Below are 16,322 nucleotides of genomic sequence, written 5' to 3'. Positions count from 1 at the left end.
GCTTTAAAATCCTTTTACAAAAACTCTTTTCTTTGCACCCCAAAAATAAAGTGCCATTAACAAAATATTACTTCCTACCGTCGCAAGTGCAGCGCCTTTAGGCCCAAATTTTGGGATTAATAAAAGATTCGCTAAAATATTAAAAACTGCTACTGAACCCATAAATACAACTTTTAACCTCATATGTTTCCTAGTTACTAAGACAGCTCCAAAACTATAAGTCAAAAACGAGATAGGTACGCAAAACGCTAAAATATTCATTAATACTATAGAATCATAATACTCTATACCGAAAACTAATATTATAAACGTTTCAGACCCTATTAAAATAAATAGCATAGCCAATATTCCTAGAATTAACATTAATATATTAGAAAGTTTATAAACTTTATAAAATTTAGGTTTGTCTTGATTAGCCCATCTATGATATTTAGGTAATAAGAATTTGCCGAACAAGATAGATGGAATCAAAAGAATGGCCGTTAGAATAACATAACCTACATTATAGTATCCTGCTTGTTCGTCTCCAGCTAAATATTTTACCATAATTATATCACTTTGAACGTAAATAAACGCAAATAAGGTTGCCAATCCAAAGGGCCAGGATTCCTTTAAAACATCGGAAATTTTAACAATATTATTTTGCACCTGTTTTTTATTTCCATGTCCCTTCAAACCAAAATCACCTTCAATCATTTTAAGAAAATGTGGTAAGGAGATTAATAAGGACAAAACCCCTACAAATGCATAAATGAAAGCTATTTTATAAACATCCAATTCAATGCCTAAAATAAATACACTAATTAAAATACTAATTAGCCTTAGTAGATTTGGTAATAATTTCCAAATCGTCATATTTACATAACCCTCCTCTAGCTGTAATTTTGAAGTTACCAACTCTATAGCTATAAAACCATACATATGAAGAGTTAATACTAGTAATATTCTAGATGTGACTGCATCTTGAAATGGCAATTTGGAGAAAACTGCCAAAAAAACCGTTATTATAGCCAAAGTTAAAACTACAAAATATAAAGAAGGTTTTACCCATCTAATTCCGGACCAACCTTCCTCACCAAAAATTTTAAGCCATGATTGAGCAACTCCAAACCCAGCTAACAGAGAAAATATCATTGTTGTTGCGATGGCGGAAGAAAATATTCCAAAAGAAGATGGCCCTATTTCTCGTGCCAAAATAATATAAATTACAAAAGTACTTCCACTGCCCAATATTGAACCTAACCAGAGAAATGAAACTGCTTTTAACGATTTTTTAAAACTCATATTTTTCTATGATAGACAATGATTTAATAATAACATTAAAATTGATGTTATTATTAAAAGAACCTAATGTCTAATGTTTCAGCTAAGATTAATACTAATAACGCTATTAAAATATGTATATTAACAAAGGCTTTAAAAGTGAAGCTTAACTTTTTAATATCTTTTCTTCCTAGTTCAAATAAAAAAACGCTGTGTAGCAGAGGACATGGCAGAGTTAAAAAAGGAAAATAGAATTACCACCCCACCAACCGCACTATATACCCCGAAGTCTTCTAAACCTAAAACATCTAACACTACTCTAGAGGTATTTAAGGCAACTGCCATGAAAACAGCATCCTTATATAAAGGTACATTGTGCTCTTTGCTATTTTACTGTTTTCATTTGAATTACTCAATCATTTAACTTTAGTGTATCATTATTAAACTATTTAATAAATTCAACAATTCTTTAAAACTTCTCGCATTGGTCAAAAACTGATTACTATATGTGACAAAAGCCAATATGAATTGGGGATAAATGGTATAAAATAACTAATTAATACCTACAATGCGATAGTTATTTTGTCATATAACAGGCCCGCATAATTTTCAGCACTATACACCCCTAGATTAATGATTTTTAAAGCTTTTATTTTGGTTTCAATTGTTTTAACCATATAATAGTTATCATCTATGAATATGATTTCAGGTTTAAAATCCCAAATTTCATGCTTTCTTTTATTATTTATTGAATTCTGCGATAAAAAAGATGAGTACCTATCTTCTGGTAGTGCGTGAAACATAATAGAATACTGGTTTAAATCTTCAATGTTATCTATATCTAACTCCATAATCAAAGACATTTTACCATTACCTGCGTTCATAAAGTCTATGCTTTTCAGCGACACTAAATCTGTAAGCTTTCTCCCTACAAATTTATTCGATTTGGAAAATGACCCATCTGTAATATACCTTTCTACTTTGGCTTCGACCGAATTTAAAAGCCCTATTCCATACTCTTTGTTAATAAATTTTGCCAAAAATTCACTTACTTTGTTTGCTCCATTATTATTTAAATGAATAACATCTCTAAAATCATGGGGTGTTAATTGTATGGAATTAATTTTATAGTTGATATCAAGATACTTTTGATTCTTGCTTCTAAGATAGTTATTTAATGAAGTAGAAAATATTGAATAACTCTTATTTTTTAGCTCTCTTAAAGATGGTGCCGTAACAAACAGAACTGGGATTCTGTATTTTTCTGTAACTGATATAATCTGGTCTAAATTATATTTTTGATTTAAGTCTAATATATCTTCCCCTATATTACTTTTCATATTTTTTACCGCAAATAATGGGGCGTATTTTTTGGCATCTTTAACACTATATTGCCAACCACGATAACCATTGTTTTCTTCAACCAGATTAACATTTTTTTGAGCATCAATTTTGTTCTCTTTTAAGGTTTTCCAGCCTTGATGGTTCCTAAATGTTTTTATGAATAAAAATGGAAGTTCTTTTAAAGGAAAATCCTCCTTAGCGTGTTGCAGTTTATTTATACTGAAGGGAAAAGCATCATAACTAGTAAATTGATTGCTAATATTCTTTTTAGAATATGCTGAACCTATGCTTTCACTATAAAGTTCAATTACTAAAAGTTTGGGTTTTTGTTTTTTTAATGTTTCTTCCAACACAAATTTGGTAGTTGGTAACCTTTGTCCATTATTACCAAAATTAAAGCTGTTAATTTCTAAAACCTCATTAAATATTCTTGGATTAAATGTGCTATAACTTTTTGAACTTCCATAAAAATAAACCTCATATTCATCACCATCATTACAACTATTATTAAAATTCTTAACAAAGTCCGCAAATGGATTTATTTTGGTTAAGGGATTCCCTAAAAAAAACAGCATTGCCATGACCAAAATAGTTGACAGAAGTAATTTGAAAATAAGTTTTTTCATTTGAAATTAAAATTGAAAATAAATAAATTTAGATTCGTCATAATCACCATAAATTCCGAAAACCATAACTAATAATATCAAACATAAATAAAGAGACCATCTAAATACAATTTTTTGACTTTGCAGCTTTTTATATAAATTAAATTTCTGTTGAAAAAGTTCAATTATAAATAAAAGGATTATCACAAAAAAAGCAACATACAAATCATATTGATCCATTCCTTTGTTAACAATGCTCGTTCCAAATTCATTAAATTTAAAACCAAAAGCTTTTTTAATAACCACTAAAGAATTATTGAACGTATCTGCCCTGAAAAAAATCCAAGAGAAACATACTAAAATGAATATGTAAGTTCTTTTAACAATATCAAAAAAAAATGTAGGTGATACTACCGATAATAATTTGTGCTTTTTATTATATTTCTCAAGAACAATTAATAACCCGTGTAAGGCACCCCAAATCACAAAGTTTATTGACGCTCCATGCCATAAACCACTTATCACGAAAACAATGAATAAATTTAAATATACCCGATATTCGCTTTTACGACTGCCACCTAAAGGGATAAATACATAATCTCTAAACCATGTTGACAATGAAATATGCCATCTTCTCCAAAATTCAGTAATTGATTTGGAAAAATATGGGGTGTCAAAATTTTTCATAAGATCAAATCCCATGCTTCTAGCTACTCCAATAGCAATATCTGAATACCCGGAAAAATCACAGTAAATTTGAATTGCAAAAAATAAAATTGCTACTAAAGTTGCCAATCCATTATGGTCAGCTAGATTTGAATAGTACTCATTTACGTATAGTGCCACACGGTCAGCAATAACCATTTTTTTGAACAATCCGTATAGAATAAGAAATAATCCGCTTTTTATTTGTTCGTAGTTGAACTTATGAACTTTATCAAATTGAGGGAGTAGGTGTGATGCTCTTTCAATTGGTCCGGCAACCAATTGAGGGAAAAACGAAACAAAAGCAAAAAAGTTAATACCGTTTTTAGCTGGCTTCAGTTGTCCTCTATATATGTCTATGGTATAGCTGAGCGTCTGAAATGTATAAAAACTTATCCCAACGGGTAAAATAATATTCAAGGTTTCTAAGCTTAGTTTGCTTCCAAACAAACTAAAAGCATCAACAAACGATTCAATGAAAAAATTGAAATATTTAAAATAAATTAAAAAGCCCAGATTAAAAAACAAGCTAATAAACAGCAGAAGTTTTTTACGATGTTTATCAATTTCTTTATAAATGTACTTTCCTAAAAGATAATCTAGTAACGAACTGAACATTATTAAAAATAGGAATCTCCAATCCCACCAACCGTAAAAAATATAGCTTACAATTAGGAGGAAGATATTCCGTATTTTTAAATTTTTGTGAAAAATCCAATATAGAACAAATACCAAGGGGAAAAAAATAGCAAAGTCTATTGAATTAAACAGCATAAACTCTAATTATTATTTACCCCGCAAAAATCCAACACTATTTTTTCTTTTGATAATTCTAAAGTTTTAAATTCTTTATGAGCCACTAAGAAGACAATAATATCTGCTTTTTTAGCCGCTTCTTTGTATGTAGTTAATTTAAATACATTATGAGAATCTATATTGGGTTCAACTATAAAGTACTCTTCATTATTAGAATCTTGCAAAACCTTTTGAGCTATATATTTTGCAGGAGATTCCCTAAGATCATCAATGTTTGGTTTGAACGCTAGGCCCATCAAGGCTATTTTAGGTTTTTTCCCATTTTTGATTTCGTACTCTAATTTTGCATTTTTAACCTTTTCTGCACACCAAAAAGATTTATAGTTGTTTATTTCTCTAGCCGTACCTATAATTTTAGATTCCATCGGGTAGTCTGCTACAATGAAATATGGGTCTACCGCAATACAATGCCCCCCTACACCACAGCCTGGCTGAAGAATATTTACACGTGGATGTTTGTTCGCCAAATCAATAAGCTCCCAAACATTAATATCTGCCTTATCGCATATAAGGGATAATTCATTAGCAAAAGCAATTTGAACATCACGTGAAGAATTTTCCACAAGCTTACACATTTCAGCAGTTCTTGCATTAGTTTTGTGTAAATTTCCTTTTATAAATTGTTTATAAAATGCAACAGCCTTTTCTGTAGATGTTTCATTAATACCACCTATAACCCGGTCATTATTAACTAATTCATACATAACGTTACCAGGTAAAACTCTTTCGGGACAATAGGCTATTGATAATTTTCCTTTAAGATCTGGGCGGGAATTATATATAAGCGTCATCATTTTTTCCGTAGTCCCAATAGGAGATGTAGATTCAATAATGAACAAATCACCTTCTTTTAAAAAAGGAATAATAGATTCTGTTGCTTTTTCTACAAAAGAAATGTCTGGCTCATTTTTAGCTTTAAACGGTGTTGGTACAACAATTAAATACGTATCAGCTTCAACTGGTTTAGTAGATGCTTTCAAATATCCATTAGAGACAGCCTCAGCTACTGCTGTATCTAATTCAGGCTCTATAATATGTATTTTACCTGCATTTATTGTATCAACCACTGATTGATTAATGTCTACGCCATAAACGTAAGTTCTATTTTGTGCTATTAAAGCTGCCGTAGGAAGACCTATATATCCTAAACCTACCATTACTACACTTGGTTTCTTCAACATTAGTATTATTAATGGTTAAAAATATATTCAACTATTTTTTCACAAGCACTGCCATCTCCATAAGGATTATGACACTTACTCATATTACTATAGCTATCGTGATCGTTTAATAGCTTCTGTGTTTTATCTACAATTTTTGTTTTGTCTGTTCCAACTAGAATTACCGTGCCTGCATCTACTGCTTCTGGTCTCTCGGTGGTATCTCTCATGACCAAAACTGGTTTTCCTAGACTAGGTGCTTCTTCTTGCACACCACCACTATCCGTTATTATCAAATAAGACTTATCCATTAACCATACAAAAGCGGGATAAGAAAGCGGTGAAATAAGCTTAATATTGTCAACTTGATTTAATAGCTCATATACAGGCTTTTGAACATTTGGATTTAAATGAACAGGATAAATGATTTGAGTATTAGGATTATCTAAAGCTATCTGTTTTAAAGCTTCACAAATATTGATGAACCCTTGTCCATGATTTTCTCTTCTATGACCCGTAACTAAGATTATTCTTTTGTTTTCTTTTATTAACGGTTTTAAATCTTCAATTTGTTGGTCCACATAATTAGTAGTGTTTACCTTTTCTACACTAAATTTAAGTGCATCAATTACTGTGTTGCCCGTTATTAATATTGAATTTTCGCTTTTATTCTCACGCAACAAATTATTTTTTGAAGTCTCTGTAGGTGAAAAATGAATAGTTGATAAAACGCCAGTAACGCATCTATTCATTTCCTCTGGAAATGGAGATTTCATATTAAAAGTTCTCAGTCCTGCTTCTACGTGACATATTATAGCTCCTGAATAAAATGCCGCTAGACTAGTAGCCATCGTAGTTGTAGTATCTCCATGTACATAAACATAATCTGGCTGAAAATCTTCTAAAACCAATTTTAAGTTTAATATAATATCGGAAGTAAGATTATATAAATTTTGGTTAGGTTTCATTAAATCCAAATCATAATCTGGAATAATTTCAAAAAATGAAAGAACTTGATCTAGCATTTCTCTATGCTGTGCAGTTACACAAACTTTGGTGTCAAACTTATCTGAATGTTTTAGAAATTCTTTTACAAGAGGAGCCATTTTAATAGCCTCAGGCCGTGTTCCAAAAACTATGAGGTTTTTTTTTTTCATTCTCCTTTCTAGTTGGTAAATTTAAATTAAGGTGCTATTTTTTGGTCTTTTAGCGAAAGTACGATAATTCTTATCCGCTACAAGTTCGACTTTTCCATTATAACCATTTTCAAATAAAATTTTTTTTGCAAAATCATACCAAGTACAAACAATACCATCTGTAAAATGGTATATGCCGCTTTTAATCTTTTGATTAGTTATATGGTCCATAATAAATAATGCCAAATTATTGGCATTGGTAGGGCAACCCTTTTGTGCATCGGTTACTCTTAAAACTTTATTCGTTTTGCATTTGTCCAATATTGCTTTATAAAAGTTATTGCCAAACTCTGAATATAACCAAGAGGTTCTTATAATACAATAATTGTCCATTAACTCTTGAATATATCTTTCCCCCATTAGTTTAGACTTCCCATATTCATTTATAGGGTTAGGAATATCATCTACGGTATATGGCTCTCTCTTATTGCCATCAAAAACATAATCAGTTGAAATGTGAATTAAAGAAACATCATGCTTTTTACAGGCCAAGGCAATTTTTTTTACACCTTCAGCATTGACTGCATATGCTAATTCAGGTGTTTTTTCTGCTTGCTCTACATTTGTATAGGCCGCACCATTAATACAATAATCAAATTTCTGTGACTCAAAAGCTTTTGGTATTGACAAGGTGTCTGTTATATCTAATTCTTTAGAACTTTTAAAAGTAAATTCTATTTCTTGATAAGATGGGGCAATCTTTTGCAGGCACTGACCCAACTGGCCATTTGCTCCTGTTACTAAAACCCTTTTCATGTTGTTAAAGCTTTAAAACTAGGCAACAACATATCCTTCTCGGAAACTATAAAATCAGCTATAGGATAATCCCATTCTATAGCTAAATCCGTATCGTTATAAAGAATTCCGGACTCCATCTTAGGCTCATAATAATTATCACACAAATACGAAAAAACTACCTCTTCTGAAAGAGCTAAAAATCCATGAGCCATACCTTTCGGTATAAATATGCTTTTGTGTGTTTTAGCTGATAAATTTACTTTTATATGTTGGCCAAATGTATCGCTATTAGGCCTAATATCAACTATTACATCAGTTACCTCTCCTTTCTGCACTGTTACTAACTTAGCCTGCGCAGCTTGTCCAGTTTGAAAGTGCAACCCTCTTAAAACACCCTTTTTAGAAATAGATTTATTTTCTTGCACAAAATCAATTTTATACCCTAAATGATTTTCTAGATCTACTTTTCGGAATACCTCAAAAAACATTCCTCTGAGGTCTTGAAAAGTTCTCGGTTCTAAAATTAGGCAACCCTTTAATTTTGTGTCGATTATTTTCATGTAATCAAATTCATTAAATACTCCCCATAACCGCTCTTCAACAAAGGTTCTGCTAATTTTTTAAGTTGATCAGCATCTATAAAACCTTGTTCATAAGCCATTTCTTCAATACAACCAATCTTTAGACCTTGTCTGTCCTCAATAACCTGTACAAATTGTGATGCCTGCATTAATGAACTGAATGTACCTGTATCTAACCAAGCAATACCCTTGTCCAAAACACTCACCTGTAATTTTCCTTGTTCAAGATAGGCTTTATTAATATCAGTAATTTCCAATTCTCCTCTTTTACTTGGCAATATACTTTTGGCAATTTTAACGACGTTATTGTCGTAAAAGTAAATACCCGGAATAGCAAAATTGGATGATGGTTTTTCCGGCTTTTCCTCTATTGAAATAGCTTTGCCATGTTGGTCAAAATCAACAACACCATATCGTTTTGGATTATTTACGTGATACCCATAAATAATACCTCCATCAGGGTCGATATTGGCTTTCAGTAATTTTGCTAAACCTGAACCATAAAATACATTGTCTCCCAATATTAGAGCAATTTTATCTTTCCCTATAAAATCTTCGCCTATTATAAATGCCTCTGCCAAACCATTAGGGTTTTGTTGAACTGCATATTGAAAATCGCACCCCAGTTGACTTCCATCACCTAATAACTTCTTAAAAAGCAAGTTATCTTGAGGGGTGGTGATAATAAGAATTTGCTGAACTCCTGCTGATAAAAGTGTTGCCAACGGATAATAAATCATTGGCTTGTCATAGATAGGCATTAACTGCTTACTAATAGCTTTTGTTAAGGGCCACAATCTTGAACCCGTACCACCGGCAAGTATAATTCCTTTCATATCAGGCTTGTTGATATTTATCTAAATACCACTGTACTGTCTTTTCCAAACCAGTATCGAAGTTTTGTTTAGCTTTCCAGCCCAGTGTATTTGAAATTTTTGAAGCATCTATTGCATATCTAAAATCGTGACCCAAACGATTTTCTACAAACTTAATTTGGTCTTTATAGTTACCGTTACTTTTAGGGAGCTTGACATCTAGAATATCGCATACTTTTAGTGCAATGGTTAAATTGTCATATTCATTATTTCCTCCTAACAGATATGTTTCACCTACTTTTCCTCTATGAAAGATTAAATTTATGCCTTCACAATGGTCTTTGACGAACAGCCAATCTCTTACATTTTTACCATTACCATAAATAGGTATTTTATTTCCGTTTACTGCAGATCTAATGATAGTGGGAATTAATTTTTCATCGTGTTGTTTGGGCCCATAATTATTAGAGCAATTACTGGTTACAACATTCATACCATACGTATGGTAATAACTCCTTACTAGAAAATCTGAAGAGGCCTTTGTGGCACTGTACGGACTGTTGGGTTGGTACTTGGAGTTTTCAGTAAAATAACCTTCACTCCCCAATGAACCATACACTTCATCGGTTGATATCTGATGAAATCTGTTATTACTGCCTGTCCAAAAATGTCTAGCAATTTCCAAGAGATTAAATGTGCCTTCAATATTAGTCTTTACAAATTCATTTGGACTACTAATAGAGTTGTCTACATGAGACTCAGCTGCGAAATTAATCACCCCTGATATATTATGTTGAATAAAGATGTTTTTAGTTAAATCAAAATCACAAATATCGCCATGGATGAATGTATATCTGGGATGTGCTTCTACCTCCTTTAAATTATCCAAACTTCCCGCATAAGTGAGTTTGTCTAAATTAACCACCGTATAATCAGGATTCTTGTCTAAAAAAAATGGAATAAAATTACTCCCAATAAAACCTGCGCCTCCAGTAATAAGAATCGATTGCTTTTCTTTTGGACTTTCTGGCATAGTCGTTTTAAGTTAAAGTCTTGGACTTCTTATTTAAAAATAAGAGAATTGAGATAATAAAAAATACTAAAATAAATATGAACGGTATTAAAACTATATTCTTGCCAAAAAACGATTTATGCTCTTCTTGGGGTTGACCCAAATTAATTATGCTTACCGGTTCCGTCCGTTCTATCAACTCTAATTTCTTAGTTTCAATATCACGAATCAAACCTGTCTTATATTCAAATATGTCAGCTATATTGACTTGTTCTTGGTTATCCAGAACAATTCTTTCACTAACAGTGTTATTACTTTTAGATGCCAAACTGTTTGTATAGTTTGAAATAATTTCATCTACTTGTTTTAGCAAGTATTCATCCTCCTTAATTCTATATGCTGCATTGCTACGGTATACTTCCAAAATACCATTATAATACTTACTAGAATTAATGTATTCAAGAATTTTATTTACGAAGTCTTTACCAAACTCTGCATTCTTATAATAAAAAGTTATTTGATGGTTAAATGAACTTTTATTTTGTAGTTCGGCCCTCACAATATCTGATATGGCGTCAGTATTTTCAAAACTTTGAAGCAATTCCAAATATTTTATATCACTTTCGGAATTTACGTCTTCCACAACCCTACTTATGGTAACCTCTAATCCCGAAAAGTCGATTTTCTCAATACCTATGGATTTAAAGAATACTGAATCCTTCGCGCTAATATTTGATTGAACCTCATTAATAACGTCATATAAGTAATTTTTACTTTCCAGTTGTGGTTTAACAATGACCTCAATCTTTAGTCTTTTAGAAATAATTTTATTAAGCCCATAACCTATAACCAAGCCTAATATTACCAAACCAATTAATATAAAAATATTCTTCTTTAAATACAGGAAGACTCTTAAAAAAAATCGAAATATGGCATTGAACCCTTTTCCAATTAAATGAAACAATTGTCCCAAATCTATTTCATCGGAACTGTTTTGAGTTTTTGGTGATTGATTTTCAGCCATTCTATGAATTAAATATTTGTTTTAAAATTTTATCGGTAATTAGATACGTGGGCTTCACTCCTGTTGTACCCAATCCTCCAGAGGCTAATGTACTGCCTGTTTCCAAAGGATTATCTGATGCATAATATGCGTATCTAACCTTAACATCTTCACTGATACTCTTTCTTATTTTAGATGCTGATTGTATCGCTTTCTGATAGTGCACTCCTTCCATCTCCAGTCCTATGACATTCCAAGTTGATTTGTGAAAGAACTTCAAAATATCTTTGTTCTGAAGTGATGTTCCTAAAACAGTTACCATAGTACCTTCAAAAACTTCAAGTCCATACCCTTCAAAATCTTTGGCACATAACTCATTCTTAAATGGATAGTTATCTGCAGTTCCTTCAAAAATATGCGCCGACGGAATCATCAAATCACCTTTTCCGCCTTCAAGTATACCTGCTTTCCCCATTATTGAAACTGAATCTACATTAATTAAAGATCCGTTGTTCTTTTTGGTGATATATGGTTTTAACAGCTCATCAATAGTTTCATAGGCCTGTTCACCAAAGGCGTAATCCATTACAAATATAACAGGTTTTTTATCAATCTCTTTAGTTGAAAATTCGTATGAACAATTGTTAACTTTTATCTTCGCCGTATCAAAAATTTGAACATCGATATTGGTGCCCGAAGTATCATCTATTGAAATCATCCCATTGATTTCTGCTAACTCGGTTACTTTTTTCCTTAATTCAGCATTACCATCGCTACTTAATGCCTCGAATATATCTAATGAGTCTGCATCTGAAAATTCGCTAGTCAAAGCCGCCTTTGCAAAAAGTGAATTCATAACGCTATGCATATTTGCGGATATTATATGGATAGGTCTATGTTGTAAATTATTTTTTACTATAATACTTTTAATATTATTTGCCCAAATTTCACCATGAATATGATGCCCCAATCGCTCTCTCAATAAAGCGCTAAATGTTATAGCTCTTTTTTCACCAGATATTTCTTCTTGCAGTGCTAGCTTTCCAAGCCAGTAAATTACTTTTAAAAATCGTTCTGGATTCGTTTTAGTGCTGAACTTTTTATAGACCTCCAATATCTCCTCGAAAGACCGTCCTAAGATATTGGCTGTATGGATTAAGGCTATTTCGCGTTCTTCTTGAGTTAATTCTTCTTTATTAACAGCATTTTCAAGCTTTGCCCAATCTCTTATTGTTTTTTCTGTTTCAGGTATTAAAATTCGATTACAGATTTTTTCAGATTCAATAAACAAAAAAGTTAGGTGCGTTAAAATATCGTAGATGTCAGAACGACCTCGTGTAATCTCAATATTCATCTGCTCATCATCAATGCGATAACAATTTCTCCTTCTCTTTGGTGGTATGATTGGGTTGATGTGGGAAATACCGTAACCTTCATCAGATGTTAAATTGATAAAAGTACATTGTTCAATACCTTCTGGCAGACGTTCTAACACATAAATAAGACCATTTAATTCCGCTTTTTCTTCACCTACCGAACCATAAATTTCAGGTCTTAATTGTAATAATGCATTTTTTAATGCTTCCCCAGAAACTCCATTTGGCTTATAAAATCCTCTATTAAAAAGATGACGCATGGTAATATACATGCGTTCAATAGCATTTGTGGATTCTTGAGCTCTAGTTGTAGTAATTGCTTTTCCCATGGAAGATTTCAAACAAAATTACAATTTAAAATTTGTTAATAAAAAGCTAGGTTTTTATCTTGCTATATTTTGACAAACTATCGGCTACCTTTCTGTCATTCGATAATCTTTGAACCTTATTCTGTCCGCCTAGTTTTCCTATTGATTTCATGTAAGAAAAGAAACCTCCACTTTCAATCGGAGTAATCTTTAAAGTTTGCAGAACCTTTCCAGTTATAAGGTCATAATAATAACTATTCTGCTTTTGCAAAGCGGCATCTAACTGTTGAACAAATAAATTCATATCGCTCGGTGGCTTTTCAAACTCAATAAACCATTCATGATATGGTAATTCATTTTTTTCCGGTGTAATCTGTGGTGCAACTGTAAATTCACTTACACTGGCATCTGTTGCGCTAGTTGCTACCAACATGGCTTCTTCTACTTCCTTAGCTATTACATGTTCCCCAAAAGCTGAAATAAAATGCTTTATTCTACCTGAAACCACAATTTTAAAAGGATAAACAGAAACAAACCGAACGGTATCTCCTAAGTTATATGCCCATAGGCCCGCATTTGTAGTTATGATCATTACATAATCTACACCTATTTCCACATCTTTTAAGGTAAGTCGTCGTGCATTCTCCTCAAAAAATTCATCTGATTTTACGAACTCATAAAATATACCAGCATCTAAGAGCAACAACATACCATTTTCCTTTTGGGAATTTTGATAAGCAAAAAACCCTTCACTTGCAGGAAAAAGTTCAATGCTAGCAACCTTTCGACCAATTAACTTTTCAAACTTCTTTCTATAAGGTTCAAAATTGACTCCTCCATAAATAAACAGCTCAAAGTTCTTGAACAAATCACCAATATTCTGATTGGTATTTTCCTTAAGTTTTTCAAAATACATTTGCACCCATGAAGGAATACCCGCAATAACGGTCATATCCTCACCTTTGGTTTCTTCCACAATAGCAGCGACCTTGGTTTCCCAATCTTCTATGCAATTCGTCTCCCAGCTTGGCATTCTATTCTTCTGTAAATAATTAGGAACATAATGCGCTGAAATACCAGAAAGTCTGCCCAACTTAACTCCGTTTTTCTCTTCTAAAACTGGGCTACCTTGTAAAAAAATCATTTTGCCAGATACAAAATCAGCTTTACCCGTTTCATGTATATAATTTAAAATTGCGTTTCTAGATGCCTTTACCTGCTCTTTAATAGACACCTCGGTAATAGGAATATATTTTGCTCCTGATGTAGTGCCTGAAGTCTTTGCAAAGTAAATAGGTTTACCAGGCCAAAGAACATCGCTCTCGCCAGACACGACTAAGTTTATATATTCTTTTAGTTCCTCATAATCTCTGATAGGCACATTTCGAACAAAATCATCATGAGTTCGAATGGTGCTTAGCTTATGGTCCTTTCCAAATTTGGTTTGACTAGCACTTTGTATTAGGCTTTCGAAAACCTTTTGCTGCGTTTCTATAGGTTTGTTTACCCAGCTGCTGGTCCTTTTAGCAATTCGATGAGCAAATATTTTAGCGGCTATGGTCTTTAAAGACATCTAATTTTTAATTAAAATCAATATAATTAACTGGGTCTATAGGTGTTCCATTATCCCACAGTTCAAAATGCAAATGTGGACCCGTAGTAAATTCACCTGTATTGCCTACAGATGCAATAACCTCACCGCCCCTTACAATATTTCCTTGAAACTTTGATAATGAGCCATTATGTTTATAAACACTCAATAATCCGCCTTCATGTTCGATAATAATCACGTAACCCGTATCGGCAGTCCATTCGGAAAAAATGACCGTACCATTGGCAACAGCTTTTACCGGACTATCAGTTGGAGCAGTAACATCTACCGCATAATGCTTTTCATTCGGGTTATACCCCATCGATATTGAACCTGATACTGGGGTAAATAAAACCAGATTTTTTTTGTCGATGGTTCGTTCAAACAAATTGTATTTATCCTCAAGTGCCACTTCAGCGCGTAGCAATGAATCTTCCTTTATAGGATTTAAATCTACAGATTCGGGATCTAATTTAAATTGTTGAAAAAGAGAATCTCTATTAACAACTGTATTTTCTATATCTCCCTTTAACACCATTCGAATATTATCTAAATACTTATTGGTATAATTTAAGGTTCTAACCAAGGAGTCTGTCCTATACGTAAGTTCTGTGGCTTCTTTTTTGAGCCGTGTCGAAGAATATCCAGGTATATACTCGCGTAAAGGCGTAAAGGCTATCAATAAAGTAGTTAGTCCTATAAGGGTAATCATAAAAAGAGACCCTGTAACAAAAACATTCAGCCTACTAAGTTTAAAAGATATTTTTTCCTCAAAAGTACTTTCATTCAAAATGACCAAACGGTACTTATGAAGCAACTTTCGTTTTATTTCTTTTCTTTTTTTAACTTTCTTGGCCATCCTAACAAAGATAAACTTAGAATTTAATTAAGACTATCTTTAAAATAATTAATTCTACAAGACAAGTCTAAATGCACAATACTTACGTTTTTAATAGATATCTGGTTTACATAATCTCCTAAATTGCGCTTCAAAAAGAATAAAATTAATTAAATCTCCAAATTTCATTTTTTCTTTATAATAGGTGATTAACTATCTTTTTTTTTAAGTGCCTTGTTTTTATATATCCTTCTACAACATTTACTTCGTACTCTAAACCCTATATCAGACTTGTTCACAAATTCAATTATGGTCAATTTTCAATATATATCGTTTTGAATTACGTATTGAACCATAACTATTAATAAAGTATCAATACTATAGTTTGTTTGCCTAATAACAAATTATAATCTTTAACCAAAGAGTTATTCTTCATAAGAATAAATAAAGAATTCGATTACGTTAATTGAATTGATACCAAAATGAAATGAATCAATATGTTTTACCAGACAGATCTTAATTATAAGTTATATATAAAATAAACCAATAGGTTTATTAGGGAGGGTTTATCAAATTGGTTTATAGATTTTACTTTATATTAAATAAATAAACACTTGAAGTGAATATTAACAGCAAACTAAGAAGTTTTTAGTATCTTTGAAATCCATTTAAAAATAAAGTCTTATGACAATCTTATCTACTTTTTTGGCTATAGGTGCACCGCAAATAATTCTAGTGGTAGTGGTTGTTCTACTATTATTCGGAGGAAAAAAGATTCCTGAACTAATGAGAGGTTTAGGTAGTGGAATAAAAGAATTCAAAGATGCCTCCAAAGAGGACGATCAATTAGAAGAAAAGAAAAAAGATTAATTTATTTTAATTCTTTTTCAGAAAGCATTATCAGGCCCTGTTGTACAGGGCTTTTTTGTGCCCAGTAATAACTGGTCATTATCTTAAGCCTAGCTAAATTA

Annotated in this window: 15 protein-coding genes; 1 reads left to right on the top strand and 14 read right to left on the bottom strand. The window is 32.0% G+C overall.

Features of this window, described 5'->3' with window-relative positions:
- Positions 1–3: 3 nt before the first annotated feature.
- From BMY56_RS13290 to BMY56_RS13230, 14 genes are all read right to left on the bottom strand, one after another.
- A complete protein-coding gene (locus BMY56_RS13290) occupies positions 4–1,284 on the bottom strand; it encodes a flippase (RefSeq protein WP_091625138.1) in 1,281 nt (426 codons plus the stop codon).
- Positions 1,285–1,458: 174 nt separating this feature from the next.
- The gene (locus BMY56_RS18680; protein WP_177170973.1) at positions 1,459–1,608 is read right to left on the bottom strand and encodes a hypothetical protein; all 150 of its coding nucleotides are present in this window, start codon (positions 1,606–1,608) and stop codon (positions 1,459–1,461) included.
- Between the two features lie 218 nt (positions 1,609–1,826).
- Positions 1,827–3,233, bottom strand: a complete 1,407-nt coding sequence (locus BMY56_RS13285; RefSeq protein ID WP_091625135.1) for a hypothetical protein — start codon at positions 3,231–3,233, stop codon at positions 1,827–1,829.
- Between the two features lie 6 nt (positions 3,234–3,239).
- Complete coding sequence (locus tag BMY56_RS13280) at positions 3,240–4,535, bottom strand: MBOAT family O-acyltransferase (RefSeq protein ID WP_394332503.1); 1,296 nt, start codon at positions 4,533–4,535, stop codon at positions 3,240–3,242.
- Positions 4,536–4,696: 161 nt separating this feature from the next.
- Complete coding sequence (wecC, locus tag BMY56_RS13275; protein ID WP_091625130.1) at positions 4,697–5,914, bottom strand: UDP-N-acetyl-D-mannosamine dehydrogenase; 1,218 nt, start codon at positions 5,912–5,914, stop codon at positions 4,697–4,699.
- Between the two features lie 8 nt (positions 5,915–5,922).
- On the bottom strand, positions 5,923–7,050 hold the full coding sequence (gene wecB / locus BMY56_RS13270; RefSeq protein ID WP_091625127.1) for a non-hydrolyzing UDP-N-acetylglucosamine 2-epimerase: 1,128 nt from the start codon (positions 7,048–7,050) through the stop codon (positions 5,923–5,925).
- A 21-nt stretch (positions 7,051–7,071) separates the two neighbouring features.
- The gene (rfbD, locus tag BMY56_RS13265; protein ID WP_091625126.1) at positions 7,072–7,845 is read right to left on the bottom strand and encodes a dTDP-4-dehydrorhamnose reductase; all 774 of its coding nucleotides are present in this window, start codon (positions 7,843–7,845) and stop codon (positions 7,072–7,074) included.
- Positions 7,842–8,387, bottom strand: a complete 546-nt coding sequence (rfbC, locus tag BMY56_RS13260; RefSeq protein WP_091625123.1) for a dTDP-4-dehydrorhamnose 3,5-epimerase — start codon at positions 8,385–8,387, stop codon at positions 7,842–7,844. The genes rfbD and rfbC overlap by 4 nt, the downstream gene beginning before the upstream one ends.
- Positions 8,384–9,244, bottom strand: a complete 861-nt coding sequence (gene rfbA, locus BMY56_RS13255; RefSeq protein WP_091625121.1) for a glucose-1-phosphate thymidylyltransferase RfbA — start codon at positions 9,242–9,244, stop codon at positions 8,384–8,386. Before rfbA ends, rfbC begins: the two co-directional genes overlap by 4 nt.
- Before the next feature lies 1 nt (position 9,245).
- A complete protein-coding gene (gene rfbB, locus BMY56_RS13250; RefSeq protein ID WP_091625118.1) occupies positions 9,246–10,256 on the bottom strand; it encodes a dTDP-glucose 4,6-dehydratase in 1,011 nt (336 codons plus the stop codon).
- A 7-nt stretch (positions 10,257–10,263) separates the two neighbouring features.
- The gene (locus BMY56_RS13245; RefSeq protein WP_091625116.1) at positions 10,264–11,259 is read right to left on the bottom strand and encodes a hypothetical protein; all 996 of its coding nucleotides are present in this window, start codon (positions 11,257–11,259) and stop codon (positions 10,264–10,266) included.
- A 1-nt stretch (position 11,260) separates the two neighbouring features.
- Positions 11,261–12,943, bottom strand: coding sequence for a DUF6909 family protein (locus BMY56_RS13240; RefSeq protein WP_091625113.1), 1,683 nt, complete (start codon positions 12,941–12,943; stop codon positions 11,261–11,263).
- 46 nt (positions 12,944–12,989) lie between these two features.
- Positions 12,990–14,495, bottom strand: a complete 1,506-nt coding sequence (locus BMY56_RS13235; RefSeq protein ID WP_091625110.1) for a GH3 family acyl-acid amido synthetase — start codon at positions 14,493–14,495, stop codon at positions 12,990–12,992.
- Between the two features lie 7 nt (positions 14,496–14,502).
- Positions 14,503–15,372, bottom strand: a complete 870-nt coding sequence (locus tag BMY56_RS13230; protein WP_091625108.1) for a M23 family metallopeptidase — start codon at positions 15,370–15,372, stop codon at positions 14,503–14,505.
- 663 nt (positions 15,373–16,035) lie between these two features.
- Between BMY56_RS13230 and tatA the strand changes: the two genes are divergently transcribed.
- Entirely contained in the window at positions 16,036–16,221 is a 186-nt protein-coding gene (gene tatA, locus BMY56_RS13225) for a twin-arginine translocase TatA/TatE family subunit (protein WP_091625105.1), read from the top strand.
- The last annotated feature ends 101 nt before the right edge of the window (positions 16,222–16,322 follow it).

The sequence above is a fragment of the Maribacter orientalis genome, from assembly GCF_900109345.1.
Classification (GTDB): domain Bacteria; phylum Bacteroidota; class Bacteroidia; order Flavobacteriales; family Flavobacteriaceae; genus Maribacter; species Maribacter orientalis.
The sequence above is the reverse complement of the archived record's forward strand: the minus strand, read 5'-3'. Positions and strand labels throughout refer to the sequence as shown.